At 69.9% G+C, this 18,525-nt stretch carries 16 protein-coding genes; 9 read left to right on the forward strand and 7 right to left on the reverse strand.

The features are described from left to right. Window positions 1–8 precede the first annotated feature (8 nt). The gene (locus QM732_RS26370) at window positions 9–2,429 is read left to right on the forward strand and encodes a tetratricopeptide repeat protein (RefSeq protein WP_415659050.1); all 2,421 of its coding nucleotides are present in this window, start codon (window positions 9–11) and stop codon (window positions 2,427–2,429) included. After that, complete coding sequence (locus QM732_RS26375) at window positions 2,426–4,570, forward strand: FUSC family protein (protein WP_415659051.1); 2,145 nt, start codon at window positions 2,426–2,428, stop codon at window positions 4,568–4,570. The genes QM732_RS26370 and QM732_RS26375 overlap by 4 nt, the downstream gene beginning before the upstream one ends. 69 nt (window positions 4,571–4,639) lie before the next feature. Here the strand turns inward: QM732_RS26375 and QM732_RS26380 are convergent, their stop codons facing one another. Genes QM732_RS26380 through QM732_RS26390 form a run of 3 tightly spaced genes read right to left on the reverse strand, consistent with a single transcriptional unit; the run spans window position 4,640 to window position 8,352 of the window. Further along, the gene (locus QM732_RS26380; protein ID WP_415659052.1) at window positions 4,640–5,320 is read right to left on the reverse strand and encodes a glutathione S-transferase; all 681 of its coding nucleotides are present in this window, start codon (window positions 5,318–5,320) and stop codon (window positions 4,640–4,642) included. Window positions 5,321–5,374: 54 nt separating this feature from the next. Further along, entirely contained in the window at window positions 5,375–6,328 is a 954-nt protein-coding gene (locus QM732_RS26385) for a complex I NDUFA9 subunit family protein (protein WP_415659053.1), read from the reverse strand. Next, complete coding sequence (locus QM732_RS26390) at window positions 6,325–8,352, reverse strand: transglycosylase SLT domain-containing protein (protein WP_415659054.1); 2,028 nt, start codon at window positions 8,350–8,352, stop codon at window positions 6,325–6,327. The genes QM732_RS26385 and QM732_RS26390 overlap by 4 nt, the downstream gene beginning before the upstream one ends. Window positions 8,353–8,456: 104 nt before the next feature. Between QM732_RS26390 and QM732_RS26395 the strand changes: the two genes are divergently transcribed. Both QM732_RS26395 and QM732_RS26400 read left to right on the forward strand, forming a co-directional pair. Further along, entirely contained in the window at window positions 8,457–9,002 is a 546-nt protein-coding gene (locus QM732_RS26395; RefSeq protein WP_415659055.1) for a 5-formyltetrahydrofolate cyclo-ligase, read from the forward strand. 15 nt (window positions 9,003–9,017) lie between these two features. Beyond that, window positions 9,018–10,679, forward strand: a complete 1,662-nt coding sequence (locus QM732_RS26400; protein ID WP_415659056.1) for a cation:proton antiporter — start codon at window positions 9,018–9,020, stop codon at window positions 10,677–10,679. An 18-nt stretch (window positions 10,680–10,697) separates the two neighbouring features. Here QM732_RS26400 and QM732_RS26405 read toward each other — a convergent pair whose 3' ends face one another. Then, window positions 10,698–11,645, reverse strand: coding sequence for a LysR substrate-binding domain-containing protein (locus QM732_RS26405; RefSeq protein ID WP_415659057.1), 948 nt, complete (start codon window positions 11,643–11,645; stop codon window positions 10,698–10,700). Window positions 11,646–11,735: 90 nt separating this feature from the next. Between QM732_RS26405 and QM732_RS26410 the strand changes: the two genes are divergently transcribed. Continuing rightward, a complete protein-coding gene (locus QM732_RS26410) occupies window positions 11,736–12,047 on the forward strand; it encodes a DUF2917 domain-containing protein (RefSeq protein WP_415659058.1) in 312 nt (103 codons plus the stop codon). On the opposite strand, the gene QM732_RS26415 is transcribed toward QM732_RS26410, so the two are convergent. After that, complete coding sequence (locus QM732_RS26415) at window positions 11,982–12,419, reverse strand: TfoX/Sxy family protein (RefSeq protein ID WP_415659059.1); 438 nt, start codon at window positions 12,417–12,419, stop codon at window positions 11,982–11,984. The two genes, QM732_RS26410 and QM732_RS26415, sit on opposite strands and share 66 nt — an antisense overlap. Before the next feature lie 25 nt (window positions 12,420–12,444). Between QM732_RS26415 and QM732_RS26420 the strand changes: the two genes are divergently transcribed. From QM732_RS26420 to pepQ, 3 genes are read left to right on the forward strand one after another with little or no spacing between them, the layout of a single operon-like run. Next, the gene (locus QM732_RS26420) at window positions 12,445–13,023 is read left to right on the forward strand and encodes a 5-formyltetrahydrofolate cyclo-ligase (protein ID WP_415659060.1); all 579 of its coding nucleotides are present in this window, start codon (window positions 12,445–12,447) and stop codon (window positions 13,021–13,023) included. A gap of 58 nt (window positions 13,024–13,081) precedes the next feature. Then, a complete protein-coding gene (locus QM732_RS26425) occupies window positions 13,082–13,315 on the forward strand; it encodes a DUF1161 domain-containing protein (protein WP_415659061.1) in 234 nt (77 codons plus the stop codon). Window positions 13,316–13,322: 7 nt separating this feature from the next. Further along, the gene (pepQ, locus tag QM732_RS26430; RefSeq protein WP_415659062.1) at window positions 13,323–14,642 is read left to right on the forward strand and encodes a Xaa-Pro dipeptidase; all 1,320 of its coding nucleotides are present in this window, start codon (window positions 13,323–13,325) and stop codon (window positions 14,640–14,642) included. On the opposite strand, the gene QM732_RS26435 is transcribed toward pepQ, so the two are convergent. Then, entirely contained in the window at window positions 14,639–16,891 is a 2,253-nt protein-coding gene (locus QM732_RS26435; protein ID WP_415659063.1) for a WD40/YVTN/BNR-like repeat-containing protein, read from the reverse strand. The genes pepQ and QM732_RS26435 overlap by 4 nt on opposite strands. 103 nt (window positions 16,892–16,994) lie before the next feature. Continuing rightward, window positions 16,995–17,483 carry an Lrp/AsnC family transcriptional regulator gene (locus QM732_RS26440; RefSeq protein ID WP_415659064.1) on the reverse strand — a complete coding sequence of 163 codons (489 nt, stop codon included), beginning with the start codon at window positions 17,481–17,483 and terminating at the stop codon, window positions 16,995–16,997. A gap of 72 nt (window positions 17,484–17,555) precedes the next feature. On the opposite strand from QM732_RS26440, the gene QM732_RS26445 reads away from it, so the two are divergent. Further along, window positions 17,556–18,524, forward strand: a complete 969-nt coding sequence (locus tag QM732_RS26445) for a DMT family transporter (RefSeq protein ID WP_415659065.1) — start codon at window positions 17,556–17,558, stop codon at window positions 18,522–18,524. The last annotated feature ends 1 nt before the right edge of the window (window position 18,525 follow it).

The raw sequence follows: 18,525 nt of genomic DNA on the forward strand, positions 1-18,525 counted from the left end.
GCTATTGAATGCACTGGCGTCCACTCGCCGTTTCCCTGGCCGTTTGCCTGACCCTGAGTGCGGCGAACGCGGCCACAGATCCCGCGCAGCTGCAGCTCCTGCTGACCGAGCAGCGCTACACCACCGCGCGCGCGGACGTCGAGGCACTGTTGCGCAAGTCCAGGCCCGACGCGGCTGAGCGTGCCGTCGTCTACCGCTGGCTGTTCGCCCGCGACGACGGCGCCGCCCTGGATCGTCGCACGCAGGGCGTCCTGGCCGACGACAGCGCCGAGGCCGTCGACCTGCTGGCCGCTGGCCGCCTGGCCCTGGACCGGCGCGATTTCGAGCGCGCCAGGATCTGCTTCGAACGCGCGCTGGAGCGGGCCTCGGCGCCGCTGGATCGCGCCGAGGCCTTGCGCGGCCTGGGCCAGCGCCACTACCAGCTTCGCGAGTTCGATGCGTCGCTGGCCCTGTTGGAGCGGGGGCTGGCCGAGGTGCGCACGGCCGACGGCATGTCGGCCATGGCCGACACCCTGATCCGCCTCGGCAGGACCGAGGACGCCATCGCTGCGGCCGAGGGTGCCGTCGCGCTGAACCGCCACCACGAAGCGGCACACTACCTGCTCGGCAACGGCTATACGCGCGAGAACTACAGCCAGCTCCAGGCACGGCTTGGCGATGCCTTCGCGCCTCTGATGGCCGATGTGAAGCGCGCCTCCGACGCCTTCGACAAGGGCGATTTCGACGCAGCGCTGGGTCTCAGCCTCGACCTGCTGCGGCGCTGCCCCCAGCTCGGCCGCGCGCATGCCATCGCTGCCAAGGCACTGGAGTCGCAACGCTTTGCGGTGGACGTGCACCGCGCTGCGTACGAGCGCCGGTTCAAGGCCACGCCCATGCCGACGGTGCCAGGTATCGAGCGCTACGTGCTGAACTGGCAGGCACTGTCGCCGCGCCACAAGAAGCGCGTTGCGCTGTCCGTCGCGCCATGGAAATCCTTCATCCCTGTTCTGGTGGAGGGGGGCGCCACGCACTTCATCAAGCCGATGTGGATGCGTCTGTCCGAGACGCCCCAGGCCCATGCGCTGAAGGATGCCCGCATCGACTACGACTCGCGGCTTTGGGATGACGTGCGCGGCATGGGCGGCCACTTCACCGTCACCGGCATCGAGGATGTCGAGCGCAGCATCTTCGACAAGTACAACACTGTGCTGCACGAGCTGACCCACCAGGTTCACGGCGTGCTGACCGCCGACCAGGCGCGGGTCATCGAGACCTTGTATCAGCAGGCCAAGACACGCGACGCGGCGACCCACGACAAGGCCAATGGGGGCTTCCTTTCCCGCTATGCGGGCGGTTCGGTGTGGGAGTACTTCGCCGAGGGCGCCAACGCCGAGTCCTCGCCACGCCGCGATGCCTACGATGGCCGCGAGATCGTGCGCGAGCGGCTGATCGCGTTGGATCCGGCGCTGCGCGCCGCGGTGCGTGGCTTCTTCTCGCAACGCGACACGCGGGCCAGCCTGCCCATCGCGCTCGTCAACGCGGGCAACCAGAAGCTGGAGGACGGCCAACTTGCCGAGGCCAAGCCGTTGTTTGCACGGGCCCTCAAGCTGGCGCCTGGTGACGAACGCGCGCTGACAGCGCAGCTCTATGCGCTGGGCATCGAGGGCGATGGCGTGGCCGTCGCCGAACTGGCGGCGCGGGCGCTGGCCGCACATCCGGGCAGTGGCGCGCTGCGGGTGGGCGTGGCCGACGCTCTCTGGCATGGTGGCCGCCCTCTGGCTGCCGAGGTGCTGCCCGGCCTGGCCCGTGCCGCGCAGACACTGCGGGGCGAGGATCGATTCCGCGTCGACCTGGCGCTGGCTGACCACTACCGCCGCCTCGGCAACACCGCAGCTGCGCTGGCGGCGTACCAGGCCGTGCTGGCCTACCAGGGTGACCAGCCCGAAGCGCTGTGGGGCCGCGCCGCGACGTTGGCGCTGGACGGCCGCTGGGACGATGCCTTCGTCCAGTACGAGGCCGCGCTGCGGCTGCGCACAGGCCTGCTGCCATTGCGCCGCGACTATGCGCTGGACCTGTTGCGCGCCGGTCGCACTGAACCGGCCAGGGCGCAGGTCCAGGCGGCGCTGCTGCTGGACCCCACGGACCCCGACACGCTGGCCTTGAAGGGCTGGCTGGCACTGGTCGATGGCGACGCTGAGGCTGCGCGCCGCGCCGCCGGCGAGGCGCAGGTTCGCGGTCCGTGGAGCGACCTGGCTGTCATGGTGCGGGCGGCCGCGCTGCAGGCGCTCGGTGAGGCAGACGCGGCCCAGGCCGCTGCGGCACCACTGCGCCAGCGCATTGCCGGCAATGCATCGCCGCAGTATGTCTACCGGCCCGAGAAGTCGAGCTGGTTCTCTGTGCATGAGCTGCCAGCCAACGAACGCCGCGTGATGGAGTTGCTCGTCAAGTGAAGCTGCTGAAGCAACTGGATGCAGCTCACCTGAACGGCTTGAGTGTCGCCCTCGGCGTGGCGGCTACGCATGTCGTTGTCGGCGCACTGTTCGGCGAGACTGCCGGCCTCGCTGCGGTGGGTGGCGCCGTCTGCGCCAGCCTGCCGGACCTGCCCAACCCGCCGAACCGCGTGCTGCCGCGACTGCTGCCGGCAGCGGCGGTGGCAGCCGTTGTCACGCTGCTGGTCGGCCTTACGGACGGATCGTTGGTTCTGACGGTGACCGTGATCGCCGTCGTCACCTTCCTGTCATTGATGGCACTGGCCTGGGGGCTGCGTGCGGGGCCGCTGTCGTTCTCGCCGGTGCTGGCCATGGTCTTCGCGATGGCCTGGGACCGGGCGGCTGGCAGCGCCTCGCCCTGGGAGCACGCGCTGTGGGTGGGCGTGGGGGGCTGCGTCTACACCGGCTGGGCGCGGGGCAGCGCGGCGCTGCTGCGCCACCGGCTGCGCGAGCTGGCCCTGGCCCAGGCGCTGCGTGCAACCGAGCAGCGGCTGCGTTCGCGCGCTGCACGCATCGCTGGCGCAGTGGGGGGGGCCGAGGCCAGCATTCGTGCCTCCATCGCCGATGACGTGCTGCTGGCCGAGGCGCTGCAGGCCGCGCGCGACCAGGTCTTCGCCGCGCGCCGCTCGCCGCGCAGCCGCCGGCAGACCGACCTGGTACTGGGCCTCATAGAGCTGCGGGACCTGCTGCTGGCCAGTCGGCTGGACACCGAACTGCTGGGCCACGACTTCCCGGGTCGCCAGTGGCGGGCCGCATTGGCCGACACGCTGCGCCACCTCGCCGACGTGCTGGCCGCGCTGGCCGACACGCTGGCCTACGGTGCGCCGCTGCCCCTGGTGTCGGCCGACGCATGGCGAGCGCAACTGGCCGAGCGACTGGCCGACGTCAGCGCGCCGGCCGGTGATTCGCGTGCCCACCTGGTGTCGGCGTTGCAGTCGCGCCTGGGGCACATGCTGGACGATGTGGGGGCCATGGTCGCGCGCCAAGCTCAGGGCGACGACCATGACGACGCTTCCAGCCCCTGGACGCCCGAGCGCCTGGCGCCCTTCGTTTCGCCGGAAGGCTGGCCGCTGGCTGCGCTCAAGCCGCACTTGAACCTGCAGTCCAGCGTCATGCGCCATGCGCTGCGGTCCGCACTGGCGTTGTCGCTGGCCTATGCACTGGGCGCCTTCCTGCCGTGGGCGGCGCACCCGTTCTGGCTGATGCTGAGTGTGGCTGTCGTGTTGCGAGGCAATTTGGAGCAGACGCTGTCGCGCCGCAACGAACGCATCATCGGCACCGTGCAGGGCTGCCTGCTCGTACTGCTGCTGGCCCATTTGCACTGGGGGCCGCTGCTGGGCCTGTGCTTCATCGCGGCCGTAGGCACGGCCCATGCCTACGTGAACCGCCGCTACCGTGTCGCTGCGACGGCCGCGACGGTGATGGCCCTGTTGCAGCCGCTGATGCTGGCGCCAGGCAGCGACCCTGCCGTCGTCGAGCGTCTGGCCGACACCATCATCGGCGCGGGCCTGGCTTGGCTATTCAGTTTCGTGCTGCCGTCTTGGGAGCGCGCCACCGTGCCGCGGCTGGGGGCACAACTGCGCGGCGCACTGGCTCGCCATGCGTCCAACATGTTGCGCTGGATTCCCAGTGCCGAGGAGCAGCTGGCCCAGCGCCTGTCGCGCCAGCAGGTCTACACGGCGCTGGCGGCATTGGCCGCGGTAGCTCAGCGAACCCGGGTCGAGCCGGAGAGCGTGCGCCTGTCCGAGGCCGAGATCGAGGCCGCGCTGAGTCACGGCTATCGCTTGATGGCCCTGCTTGGAGCCGTGCAACATCAGGTGCAGCGCCGCAGTACACGCCTGGATGCGGCCCGCGCCGAGACCGCGCTGCCGCTGGCCCGTCAGGCCTGCGTGGCTGTACTGCAGGGCGAGCCGGGGGCCAGCGACAAGGGCACCGATCCGTCCGGTCTACCCGACGCCGACGCCGGTGCCTGGCCTGAACACCTGGGCCAGCAGGACCTGACGCCGTGGTTGTTGCGCCGTCTCAGGCTGTGTCGCCACGAGGCGCGCGAACTCGCCGCCGCGCTGGAGCGACTTCAACCCGCTGCGGATTCGAGCCGCTGAGCCGGGACTCCCGGCGGCTGCCAGGCGCCGGGCCGAGACCCTATCGCTGCTCCGGCGTCGGCGCCGCCATCAGCGGCTTGTCCGGTATGGCTCGTCCTCGGGCACGAAGTCCTGCTCGCGCATCGCGTCGGCGATCCAGTCCTCCACTGCCGGATGCGCCAGCAGCGCATCGCGGTAGGCTGCGGCGGCGTCGGACACCGGCAGGCCGAAACGGCTCAGCCGCACCGCCACCGGCGCGAAATAGGCGTCCGCCGCGTTGAACTCGCCGAACAGGAAGGGGCCGCCGCTGGCCTTCAGCGCCTCGCTCCAGGCTGCGTCCAAGCGTGCAACGTCGGCGCGCAGCGCCTCGTCCTCGGCCCAGAGCCTCTGGCCCACGTCGGGGAAGAAGACCTCGATGTTCATCGGGCAGACGGTGCGCAGCCGAGTGAAGCCACCATGCATCTCGGCGCACAGGCTGCGCGCCCGGGCCCGGGCGCGGGTGTCGCGCGGCCAGACGGCCAGCTCGGGATGGCGGTCGGCGACGTACTCGGTGATGGCCAGCGTTTCCCAGACAGCGAAGCCGTCGTCCTCGACGAGGACGGGCACGCGCCGGGTCGGGCTGATGCCACCGATCACGCGGTTCCAAGCCGAGCCTGGGCTGAAGTCGAAGCGCAGCCTCACCTCTTCGAAGGGGATGCGCAAGGCCGCCAGCAGCACGCCGCTGCGCATGGACCAGGACGAGTAGTTCTTGTTGCCGATGTAGAGCTTCATGGCCGCAAGCTTAAGGACGACGAGGCGCGCCGGGGTTGATCAATCCGCAACGGATTAATGCCTGCCGCGCCAGGCATCCAGCCGCGCGACGCCGCTGTCGGGCGAGAGGTAAGTCGGCAGTACCGCCTCCAGGGAGCTGGCCTGGATGCCGAGTTCCGCGAGGCCGGGCAACTGTCCGCCCGGCACGTTGGGCACGCTCAGTGAGGCGAGGTTGTCGCGTGACAGCAGCGGCTCCCCAGGCAGGCACTCCATGGCCAGGGCCTGCAACATGGCCAGCGCATGCGGCAGGCGCAGCACCGGGCGCTCGTGGCCAGTGACTCGACCGGCCAGGCGCACGAGCTCCCGCAGCGTCAGCTCGCGCGGGCCGGCGATCTCATAGGTCTGGCCGATGGTCTCGCGGCGGCGCAGCACCTCGACGAGGGCGCCGGCCAGGTCCTGCACCCAGACGGGCTGCAGACGTGCATCGGCACCGCCCAGCGGCAGGATGGGGAAGTGCTGCTGCAGCCGCGCGAACAGGTTGACGCTGCTGTCACCATCGCCGAAGACGAGCGACGGTCGCAGCAGCGTCAGATCCAGCGCATGGGTCTGCGCCGCCACCCGCAGCACGGCCTCGCCAGCGGCCTTGCTGCGAAGATAGCGGGAGGGCGCGTGCTCGGCCACGCCCAGGGCGCTGACGTGCACGACGCGGTGCACGCCGGTCGCGTCCATCGCATGGGCGATGCGCCTGGGCAGCTCGACGTGGACATGCTCGAAGGCCGCCGCGCTGCCTTGCAGGATGGCGACGAGGTTGATGACGGCGTCATGCCCTGGCAGCAGCCGCGGCAGATCCTCGAAGACGTCGGCCTGGATGACAGTGACCCCCGGCAGGCCCTGGATGCCGCGGGCATGCGGCAGGCGACGCGTGGGCACCGTGATGCGCGCGTCGGCGCCCAGGCGCCTGAGCAACTGCTCGCACAGCGCGCGGCCGACGAAGCCGCTGCCGCCGAGGACCAGGACGGACAGACTCATGACTTGGAATCCCCCACCGCCGGCGGCGGCACGTCGCTGACGTCAGAGGCCCGCGCGCCGGCCGGGCCGATGCTGGCGCCCAGCCGCTCGCGCAGGGATGTGGCCGGAAGGCCCAGCACCTGAGCGTAGACGGCGCCGCCCAGCAGCACCTTGCGGACATAGTCGCGGGTCTCGTTGAAGGGGATGTTCTCGGCCCAGATGGCCGCATCGAGGACGGGGCCGTCACGCCAGCGCGCCGGGCGATTGGGGCCGGCGTTGTAGGCCGCTGCGCCCAGCGCCTGGGCGCCGTCGAAGCGGTCCAGCACGAGCTTCAGGTACTGGGTGCCGATGCGCAGGTTGAAGTCGCGGTCGTGCATCAGCCCGGCGTTGTAGTCCATGCCCACTTTCCTGGCCGTCCATTTGGCCGTGGCTGGCATGACCTGCATCAGGCCGGATGCGCCGACGTGGGAGCGGGCGTCCAGCACGAAGCGCGATTCCTGGCGGATCAGGCCGTAGACATAGGCGGCGTCCACTCCGGCGGACTGGGCCTCGCGTTGCAACTCGGCGCGATGGGGCAGGGGGTAGCGTTGGGCGACGTCGATCTCGATGCGGGTGCGCTCGCTGGTATTGATGCAGCGGTCCCATACCTCGCGGTCGCAGGCCTCCTGCGCGGCAGCCAGCAGGGCGCGGTCGCCGCGCTGCGAGATCTCGCGCAGCGAGAAGTTCCACTCGCGCACGCCTTCGCTGCGCAGGCCCAGGGCAATGAGGGACAGCGCCCGCGTCAGGCCCGGATGGCTGCGCGCGGCGCGGCGCTCCTCGGCCGTCAGGGGCGCGGGGGCGGGAGGCAGCGGCGTGGGCAGGCCCAATTCCTCGGCGGCGAGGCGGCCGAAGTAGTTCAACGGCCCGGCCTGCGGCGAACTGGCCAGTGCCGCGAGCTGGGCGCGGGCGCCCGGCTGGTCGCCCTGCAGACGGGTGGCACGGGCCTTCCAGTAGGCCCAGGCCGGCTCGCGCTGCTCTGCGCTGCTCATGCGTTCGATGGCGCGCAGCGCTGCGGCCGGGGCCTTGGCGCGCAGCGCGGCCCGGGCGTTCCAGGCCAAAGCCTCGTCGCTCCAGGCCAGCTCGGGCGCGAGCTTGTCGGCCCGTTCGAAGGCAGTCAGTGCGCCATCCTGTAGCCGCTGCGCCTGCTGGCGGCCGATCTGCATCCACAGCCAAGCCTGCAGGTCATTGGGCAACCGGCCCCACTTGTCGCGCAACAGGTCGCCCGCCTGTTCGGGGTCATTGGCGGCGACGCGCGCCAGCGCCAGGGTCGTCAGCTCGGCGTCGAAGCGCGGCGCCGAGCGGGCCTTGCGAGTCAGGTAGCGGCCGGCGTTGTCCTGCAGCTCGGCGAGCTTCTGGTCCAGCGGCTTGCTGGCCAGCAGCGCCACCGCTTGGCGCGCAGCCCGTGGGCGGCCCTGCTCGGTGGCCTGGCGTGCCTTGGCCCACAAGGTGTCGGGCTTGAAGACGCCGGCGTCGACCATGGCGCTGGCCAGTTGCTGGCAACCATCGTCGCCGTCGCGCTGCGCCATCCAGGCCGCTCGCGCGGCGTCTGCTGCGGGCCTGCTGCCGGCGGCCGGGTCGGCCAGCAGCGCGTAGCAGGCGACCTCTCGGTCGTCGCGCATCACGTAGCTGGCGTGGTCGCGGCGAAAATTGGTCCAGTCGCGGCGGCGGCCGAGTTCCAGCAGCCAGTCGTTGCGCAGCCGGTCCTCGACGTAGCTGCCGGGGTAGCGCGCGTAGAAGGCGTCCATTTCGGGCTGCCGGACATCGGTCAGCCGTGCATTCAGGTCGAAGTACTCGACCCAGCCTGCCAGCGGATGGTTCTGGCCGCGCGCGGCTTCCGTCAGTCCTGCCAGGCGCTTGCGGTCGCGTTTGACCCAGGCTTCTCGGGCCTGCACGGCGAGGTCGTTGTCGCCGGGGGCCGCCGGGACGCCCACGGTGGTTGCCAGCAACAGTGCCCCCAGCGCCGCGATCGCGCTGCGGCTCCTGTGTTCCTTAACTCGCCTGTCCATTTGACTCATGCCTGCCGCGACTACTACATCGGCCAATTTAACCCAGTGCCACCGAGCCCGCGCGATGAGTTCCAATGGCGCCACCCTGCCGCCGCCCGTTCCCGATGACAGACGCCGCCCCATCCGACCGTTCCGTGCTGCGCCGCAGCCTGCTGGCCCAGCGCCAGACCTTCGCGGCCACGCCTGCCTTCCAGGCGGCCGAGCATGCCCTGCGCCAGGCACTGCCGATATTGCTGGACCAGCTGGAGCCCGAGTTGCTGGGCGTCTACTGGCCCCTGGCCGGCGAGTTCGATCCGGGCGTGCTGTCCCATCCGCGCGCGTTGCCGTTCGCACGCCTCGAGCCGGCCGCCCTGCAGTACCGCCGCTGGGACGGCACGTTGCCTACGGCCCGCGACGAATGCGGCATCGCCACGTCCACGGGTGCGGTAGCCGTGCCAGACGTCGTGCTGGTGCCCTGCGTGGGCTTCACGCGCGAGGGCTTCCGGCTGGGCTATGGAGGCGGCTTCTTCGACCGATGGCTGGCCCAGCACCCCGGCGTGACGACCGTTGGCCTGGCCTGGTCCGGCGCCGAGACCCGTTTCCCCGTCGAGGCGCATGACCGCGCGCTGACCTTGATCCTCACTGAGCGCGAGCTCATCGCCCCCGACTGAAAGGACCCCGACACGATGCATGACGGCATGACGCTGATCTCGACGCTGGCCGCCGCCTTCGGCCTGGCGCTGGTGCTTGGCCTGCTCGCGCAGTGGGCCAGGCTGCCCGCGCTGGTGGGCTATCTGCTGGCCGGTGTGCTGATCGGGCCCCACACGCCGGGTTTCGTCGGCGACGTGCACCTGGCCCAGCAGCTGTCAGAGGTGGGCGTCATGCTGCTGATGTTCGGCGTCGGCCTGCACTTCTCGGTGCACGACCTGGTATCGGTGAAGGGCATCGCGCTGCCGGGAGCACTGGTGCAGATGGCCGCGGCCACGGCCATGGGCGGTGGGCTGGCGTACTGGTGGTGGGGTTGGAACCTCGGTGCGGCCCTGGTCTTCGGACTGGCCCTGTCTGTGGCCAGCACGGTGGTTTTGCTGCGCGCGCTGGAGTCGCGCGAGCTGCTGCACACGGGCAATGGCCGCATCGCTGTAGGGTGGCTGGTTGTCGAGGATCTGGCCATGGTGCTGGCCCTGGTGCTGATGCCGCTGCTGGGCGGCCGAGGCGAGGGCAGTACCGGCGGCAGTCTGGCCGTCACCATCGTCACGACGCTGCTGGCCGTCGCGGCCTTCGTCGCCGTCATGCTGGTGGCCGGTCGACGCCTGCTGCCCTGGCTGCTGTGGCAGGTCAACCGCACCGGCTCGCGCGAGCTGTTTACCCTGGCCACCGTGGCCGCGGCAGTCGGGCTGGCCGTCGGCGCAGCGGCGTTGTTCGGCGTCAGCGTGGCGCTTGGAGCCTTCTTCGCCGGCCTGGTGTTGCGCGAGTCGGCGTTCAGCGAGCGTGCGGCCCATGAGAGCCTGCCGTTGCGCGACGCGTTCGCCGTGCTGTTCTTCGTCGCGGTGGGCATGCTGTTCGACCCGCGCGTGCTGGTGGAGCAACCGCTCGCCGTGCTGGCGACGTTGGCGGTCATCCTTGTCGGCAAGACGCTGGCCGCCGGCGCACTTGTCCTGTTGCTGAAGTACCCGCTGTCCACAGCGCTCACGGTGGCGGTCAGCTTGGCGCAGATCGGCGAGTTCAGCTTCATCCTGCTGAGCCTGGGTCAGAGCCTGAACCTCGTCCCGCCGGAGGCGGCCAGCCTGGTGGTCGCTGGCGCCATCGTGTCCATCGCGCTGAACCCGCTGTGGTTCTCCAGCATCGAGCCTATCCGACGCTTCGTGCTGGCGCGCTCGGCCTGGGCGCGCAAGCTGGAGGCGCGCGACGACCCGCTGGCCGAGTTGCCCGCCGATACGCCACACAGCTCGCTGGCTGGGCAGATCGTGCTGGTGGGCCATGGCACGCTGGGCACGGCGCTGCGCACCGAGCTGGGCGGACGACCCATGGTCGTCATCGACCGCGACCGCGACGTCGTCGAGAAGTTGCGCGCATCGGGCCAGGCGGCCGTGCTGGGTGAGGCGGCCGAGGCCATGACGCTGGTGCAGGCCCATATCGCGAAGGCGGCCTGGCTGCTCGTCGCCGTGAGCGACGTGCGCGGCGTGCCGGCCATGCTGGACCTGGCGCGCCAGCTCAACCCGGAACTGCGTTGTGCCGTCGTCGCACACACGAGGGAAGAGGCGCAATGGCTGCGGGATGCTGGCGTCAACGAGGTGCTGCGATCGCAGCAGGCGCTGGCGCAGGCACTGGCTCGGGTCGTGGCAGCCTGAATTCCGTTCGGCCCGCCATCAGACGCCGGCCAGTTGGCTGCGCGTGATCGCGGCCTGCTCGCGCACCCAGTCGGCGAACTGCTGCACCTCGGGGCGGCGCGCGGCGTTCGGCCCTAGCAGCATCCAATAGCTGAAGGGGCTGCCCAGTCGCCCCGCCTTGCCGAAGGGCTCCACCAGCTCGCCGCGCTGCAGGTGCTCGTGCACCAGCGGCAGCCGCGCCAGCGCCACGCCCTGGCCGGTCAGCGCGGCCTGCACCTGCTGGTAGGTGAAGTTCATGTAGAGCCAGCGGCGTGGCTGTAGGTCGTGCTCGCCCATCTGGGTGAGCCAGCGTCGCCAGCTCAGGTACTCGGCGCTGGGGCGGGGGTCGTCCTCCTCAGCCAGCGCATGTCCAGCGAGGTCGACGGCATGTTTCAGCGGTGCCGGCGGCTTCTGTAGATACCAGGGGCTGACGGTGGGCGACAGTAGCTCCTCGAAGAGCTGCTCGGCGTCGGGCGGTACGGAGAGGTGGTCGTCGTAGCGCAGCGCCAGGTCGCTCTCGCCGTCCTCCAGGTCTACCTTGCGGTCATAGGCTGACACGCGGATGTCGATGTCCTCGTGCTCGCGCTGGAAGGCCTCCATGCGCGGGATCAGCCACAGCGAGGCGAACGAGGCGAAGGTGCTGACGTTGATGATGCGCCGGCCGCGCGCGCGGCGGATCTGGCGCACGGTCTGGTCCAACCTGGAGAGCACGGCCACGGCGGTGGGTAGCAACTGCGCGCCGTCGCCGGACAGCTCCACCTTGCGCGTGCCGCGCAGGAAGAGGGTGCAGCCTATCTCTTCCTCCAAGGACTGGATCTGGCGGCTGATGGCCGATTGCGTCAGGCTCAGCTCCTCGGCCGCTGCTCTGAAGGACAGCAGTCGCGCCACGGCCTCGAAGGCGCGCAGCGGGCCGACGGAGAGTGGCCTCTGTCGAATGGGCTGATTCATGCGTAGATGGTATCAATCCGCGCGCCGTAGTCATTGGACCACCTTGGGAGGTATCAGCAGAATCCCTGACATCAACCCTGGAGCAACATCATGAGCGATGCGCAATCCACATGGCATCTGGACGGTGGCCGGGCCTTGACTCTGGCCGGTGCCGCAGAAGTGCGCCGTCTGGCCGTGGCGCGCGGCCGGGTCTGGCTGACGCTGTCCGGCACGGCGGACCAGCCGGCTGAGGACAAGTGGCTGGAGGCCGGCGAGGCCGTGGCGCTGGCCCCGGGCCAGACGGCCGTGCTGGAAGGCTGGCCGGCGGCGGATTTCCAGCTGCTGGTACCGCCTGCGTCAGCGGGCGCGCGGCGCGGCTTTCTTGGCCACCGGTTTTTTGGCGGCCGGCTTCTCGGACGCTGATCTGGCCGCCCGCTTCGCGACGGCCGCTGGAGCCTTCTTGGCCTTGGCGTTCGCGGCCCGTAGCGCGGCCTCGAATGCCAGCCTTGCCCAGGGAAGCATCAGGGGCGGGGACTCCAGCGCATCCTCGGGCGGGCGGTAGTAGCTCATCACCATGCGCTCACCGTCCTTCGTCGGGTAGGTGAAGGGTGGGCAGCCGGCCGCGACAAAGTGCTGGCGGGTCAGGTCGTCGGCCTTCAGGAAGAGCTGCCCGCCGTCGATGAGGGCCATGAAGAGACCGTCGACGTAGAAGCCCTGCCCACCGAACATGCGGCGCACTCGCACGGGTCCTAGCGGCGACAGCATTTCCACGCAGAGTTCGGTGAAGTCGTCCATGCGAGGAACTGTAAGCTTGCGGGTCATGGATGCGAACGACCGCGCCGCTGTCCGGCACAAGCTCATTGCCCAACGCCTGGCCCTGCCCGACCGCCTGGCCCTGGCATCTGCCCTGCAGGAGGTGCTGCGCGTCTGGCTGCTGCGACGGCCCGAGACCACGATAGGCGCCTACTGGCCCATCAAGGGCGAGTTCGACCCGCTGCCCGCGCTCTACCGCTGGAGCGAGGACGCCCCGGAACGCCAACAACGTCGGATAGGCCTGCCGGTGGTGGACAAGCAGCACGGCACGCTGCGCTTTCACGTCTGGTATCCCGGCTGCCCGATGGAGGAGGACGCCTTCCACATTCCCAAGCCCAAGGGCACCGAGGAGTTCCAGCCCCAGTTGATGCTGGTGCCCTGCCTGGGTTTCGGCCCCTGCGGCCTGCGCCTGGGCTATGGCGGCGGCTTCATGGACAAGACGCTCGCCGAACTGCAGCCCCGCCCGGCAGCCGTCGGCATCGGCTACGCACATGGCTTCCTGCCCCTGCTCAAGCCCAGCCCGCTGGACGTGGCGCTGGATGCGATGCTGACGGAGGAGGGGGTGGTGTGGGACTGCGAGGGCTGACCGCCGCCGGCGCGCTGCCGGACAATGCCGGCACGTTCATTGCCACAAGCAAACCGTCATGACCAAGCCCACCCTGCTGGCCCTGTCTGCCACCGCCCTGCTGCTGACCCAGTCCGCGCTGGCCGCCCCCAAGCCCTGCGACGAGCTGAAGGCCGAGATCGCCGCCCGACTCGACGAGAAGGGCGTCAAGGGCTACGAGATCACGGCCGTCGAGAATTACAAGGTCGGCGATGCCAAGGTCATCGGCAGTTGCGATGGCGGCACGAAGAAGCTGACCTACGTGCGCAAGTGAGGCGTTGATGAGCCTCTACCTCGACCACCTCGCCACCCTGCAGCACCAGGCCGAAGCCGCGCTGGAGCGCACCGGCTTCGACGCGCTGCTGATCGCCTCCGGCATCGAGAAGTACGCCTTCCTCGACGACCGGCCCTATCTGTTCCAGGCCAACCCGCATTTCAAGCATTGGCTGCCGCTGACGGAGCATCCACATTCGTGGCTGGCCGTGCGGCCGGGCCGCAAGCCGCGCGTCGTCTATTACCAGCCCGACGACTACTGGCATGTGCCGCCCAGCGCGCCCGGCGGCGAGTGGGTGGATGCCGTCGAGCTGATCGTCATCCGCGAACCTGAAGAAGCTGCCAAGGCACTGGCCGATGTCGTCACGCCGCGCACGGCCATCCTTGGTGAGGCGGATGCGGCGCTGTCGGGCCTGACGCCCAACAATCCCGAGCCGCTGCTGAACCTGCTGCATTGGGCGCGCGGCGTGAAGACCCCCTACGAGCTGGAACAGATGCGCGCTGCGCAGCGCCGCGCGGTGCCGGGGCACAGCGCCGCCCGTGCCGCCTTCCTGCGCGGCGAGAGCGAGGCGGGCATCCATCGCGCCTATCTGGCCGCGACCGGCCACACCGATCGCGACCTGCCTTACACCAACATCATCGGCCTCAACGAGCATGCCGCGGTGCTGCATTACCAGTACCAGGACGAGCAGGCGCCGGCCGAGATGCGCAGCTTCCTCATCGACGCCGGCGCGCAGGTGAACGGCTATGCCAGCGACATCACGCGCACCTGGGTGGCGCCGGGCCACGACGAATTCGCGGCGCTGGTCTCGATGATGGAGACGGAGCAGTTGGGCCTCGTCGATGAGGTGCGCGAGGGCGTGGACTACCGCGACATCCACCTCAGCACGCACCGCCGCGTCGCCCGCGTGCTGCGCGAGGCCGGCCTCGTGAAGATGAGCGAGGAGGCCATGGTCGAGGAGGGCGTGACCAAGCCCTTCTTCCCGCACGGCATCGGCCATCTGCTGGGCCTGCAAGTGCATGATGTCGGCGGCTTCATGGCCAGCGAGATCGGCGGCGTCGCGGCCAAGCCGGAGGGCCACCGCTACCTGCGTCTGACGCGGCCGTTGCAGCCCGGCATGGTGGTTACCATCGAGCCGGGCCTGTACTTCATCCCGATGCTGCTGCGCGAGCTGCGCGCCTCCGGGCACTCGGCCCGGGTGGACTGGGCTGCAGTGGAGAGGCTGTCGCGCTACGGCGGCATCCGCATCGAGGACGACGTGGCCTGCCGTGCCGCGGGTGAGGCACCCGAGAACCTCACGCGCGATGCATTCGCCCTGCTTGGCTAGGGGCTGAGCGCGTCGCCGTACAGCACGCCGCGACCGTGCGTGCCGACGTAGACGCGGCCGTACAGCTTGGGGTCACCGCTGACCTGCAGGATCAACCCCCATTGATGGGCGTCGTCATTGATGCGCTGCCAGCTCGCGGCGCCGTCCGTGGAGCGGAACAGGCCGTAGCGGCCCGAGACGGTGCCGACGAGGTACAGGGCCGGGTCGCTGGCGCCGGGCGCCCCGCGGCCGAAGCCGAAGGCGTGGATCTGTGCGATGGCGGGCTGGCGCTGGAAGGACTGGCCGCTGGCTGAGCGGTAGAGCCCATGGAAGGCCGCCAGCCACAGTTCGCCCTCGCGGCCGGGAGTGGCGTAGAGACGATCCTGGCCACCACGGTCGTCACCCCGGCTGCTGTGGTTGTGGCCACCGGCCGCGGCGCGCGTGACGGGGCCGTCCGGCAAGGCCAGGGGCCTGGCGCTGAACGTGAGGCCGCCGTCGTCGCTCGCGAACAGCTGGTCATCGAACAACGCCATGGCATGGAAGCGCCGGGGGTTCACGCGGTCGGCGATGACGCGGGTACCGGCGGGCAGCCCCTTGACGGCGGTCCACGTGTCGCCACGGTCGTGGCTGACGTGCGGCGTCCCGCCCCTGGGCGTCCAGACCCAGGACTTGCCATCGGCGGATACAGCGACGAAGCCATCGCTGGATTTGGAGTCGGGCACGGTCGTCGGCTCGCGCCAGGTGGTGCCGCCGTCCAGCGAGTAGCCGAGGTTGCTACCGCCATCGCGCGGCTTGCCGATGCGGACCACGACTTCGGGCGCCAACTCAGCTCCGGTCACGTCATGCGTGTTGCCAAAGAAGGGCGGCTTAGGGTTGCCGGGAGCGGCCGTGTCCAGGTCGGCGTGCACGAAGCCCGAGTAGTCGCCGATGGCCGTCACCAGCGGTACGCCCCGGGTCGGGCTGTGCAGGGCCAGGGCCACGGTCTCCTCGATGCCGCGGCTCATGACCTGCCAGTGGGTGGGTTTCGCGCTGTCGGCCTGGGTCAGGTCCAGCGTCTCCCAGCCGCCGTAGCCGGTCGTGAAGAGGGCGTGGTCGGGATTGGAGGGGTCGATCTTTACGTCGTAGAGCCAGTGCAGGTGGGTGTCGGCGACGTACGGTGCCGCCGAGGCGTCGAAGCGGGCGACAGTGAACAGCGGCCGCCACGTTGCGCCCCCGTCGCTGCTGCGGAACAGTTCGTCTCCTTTGCCGCGGCCGGCGGTGCTGGCGAGCAGGCGCAGCGGGTTTGCGGCGTCGACGGCGATGGCGGCATAGCCGAAGGGCTGCGCGGCGCTGGGGCGTTCAGGCGTGATGTCGGCCCATGTCTGCCGGCCGGGGTCGTAGCGCCAGACCGAGCCGTCTTTCATGCGATGCGGACCGGGCTCGCTGGCATAGGCGATGTAGAGCCTCCCGTCGCCGGCCAGCGCGGCGCGCATGGGGCGGTGCTGCGCCGGCCCGCCGGACACGGGCTGCCAGGTGGCGCCGGCATCGTGGCTGACCCAAAGGCTGGGCCGTCCGATGACGGAAAGGCCCGCATAGATCGTGCGGCTGGCTTGGCCGCGCGTGCCGCTGGCCGGGTCGAACAGCACGAAGGCGATGCCGGCCTTGCCGTCGCTGCCTCCCCAACTGGGCGGCGGGCCGTCTGCGGCGCTGCGCTGCCAGGCGACGTCGGGCAGTGTGCCGACGTGCTGGAAGCTGGTGGCGGCATCGGTACTGCGCCACAGACCGGCATTGCGGCTGCCGAGGTAGAGCACGCGGCCTTCGTTGGGGTCCACGGCGAGGCGTTCACCGTTGCCGCGCCCGCCCTCGTTGGCGCCCAGCTTGAAGGGCAGTTCGGTGCGCTGGAAGCTGCGACCCCGGTCGTGTGAACGCAGCACGGCGCCGTTGGGTGCGGAGGGGTGGGTGTAGGTGCCGCAGGCGAGGTAGAGGGCGTCGGGGTCGTGGGGGTCGATGGCCAGGCTCTCGACGCCCATCAGGTTGACATCGGTCAGCGGCAGCCCGTCCAGCAGCGGCTGCCATGGGCCGGTGGCGGTGTCGCGGCGGTAGGCTCCGCCCATGTCCGTGCGGGCGTACGTCAGGCCAGGCGCTGCAGTATGGAAGGACAGGCCGTCGACGAAGCCGCCGCCAACGATGGCGACGGGGCGCCAGTGGTAGGGCAGGTCCACGGGCGGCGCGGCCTGGGTGGAGGCGCCGGCCAGCAGCAGGGCGCCCAGCAAGGGCTTGATGGTTTTCATGTCTCCAGCATCTTTTGTGACAGCGCTGGACATCGTAATTTGTTCGCCTGACGAACAAATGTGGTTTACCCCTGGAAACCGGCTGTAGCGGCCGAGGAGGGGATCAGGGGATGACCATGCCCGTCTCGGTCTTGACCCTGTCCAGGGCGATCAAGGAGCGGTAGCTCTTGACCGATTCGTTCTCGGCGAACAGCCTTCGGGTCACGCGCTGGTAGACGCGCATGTCGGCGGCAAGGATGACCAGCACGAAGCTGCTGCCGCCGGTCACGTAGTAGCACTGCTGCACCTCCGGCGCATCGCGGAACAGCGCCTTGGCGCGGTCCACCGTTGCGGCGTTCTCGTTGTGCAGATGCACCTCCACGATGGAGGTGATGGTGACGCCCACGGCGTCGGGATCGACCCGGGCGACATTGGCGGCGATGACGCCGGCGTCTTCCATGGCGGCGATGCGGCGCTGCACGGCGGCGGCGGACAGGTGCACCTCATCGGCGATGCTTCGCTGAGGCCGCTTGTTGTCACGCTGGAGGATGTCGAGGATGGCGCGGTCCTGCCGGTCCAGGGTGAACTCGTCACTGCGTGGCTTGCGTGGCATGGCGATTATTTGTTGCGTCTACGTACTGAAATTGGAGCGCAAGACTTTGTTTGGCGCAAATAAAGTGCGCCGATGACTTCGCTTTCGACGGCCGGCCATGCTGGTGCTTTGCAGGGGGACAGGCTCGCCGGGCTGGCCTGCGGCATGGGCGCCGGCGCGCTCTGGGGCCTCGTTTTCCTCGCGCCCGAACTGGTCGGCGATTTCGGACCGCTGCATCTGACCATCGGTCGCTACCTCTGCTACGGCCTGATTTCAGGGGTTCTGGTGGCGTTTCGCTGGCGCTCGCTGATGGCGCGCGTGGCGCGGCGCCAGTGGCTGAGCCTTGCCTGGCTCGCCTTTGCCGGCAACACCCTGTACTACCTCCTGCTGTCGGCCGCGGTGCAGACCGGCGGCATCGCGATGACGTCGCTCGTGATCGGCTTCCTGCCCATTGCCGTCACGATCATCGGCAGCCGCGACAGCGGGGCCGTGCCGCTTGGCAGGCTGGTGCCCTCGTTGCTGCTGTGCGCTGCGGGCGTCGTCTGCATCGGCTGGCAGGCCATTGCTCACCCGGCCGGCGGTTCGCTGGGAAGGACACTGCTCGGGCTTGCCTGTGCTGCGGGTGCGCTGGCTTCGTGGACAGCCTACGCCGTGGGCAACGCCCGAGCGCTTCACCGCTTGGAGCACGTGACGCCTCACGAATGGAACCTGCTGACGGGTGTCGTCACCGGTGCGCAGAGCATGGCCCTGATTCCGCTGGCGATTCTGCTGGGTGCCGGTGGGCACGAGCTGTCCAGCTGGGCGTGGCTTGGTGCTGTCTCTATGGGCGTCGCACTACTGGCGTCCATCTACGGCAACGCCTTGTGGAATCGCATGAGCCGCCTGCTTCCGCTCACGCTGGTCGGCCAGATGATCCTGTTCGAGACGTTGTTCGCGCTGCTCTACGGGCTCGCGTGGGAGCACCGTCTGCCGACCCCGCTGGAGGCCGCCGCCCTGGCGCTGGTGGTCCTGAGCGTCCTGACCTGCCTCAAGGCGCATCGTCCGGTTGCTGCGACGTACTGAC

It is taken from the genome of Roseateles sp. (assembly GCF_047654805.1).
Lineage (GTDB): Bacteria > Pseudomonadota > Gammaproteobacteria > Burkholderiales > Burkholderiaceae_C > Pelomonas.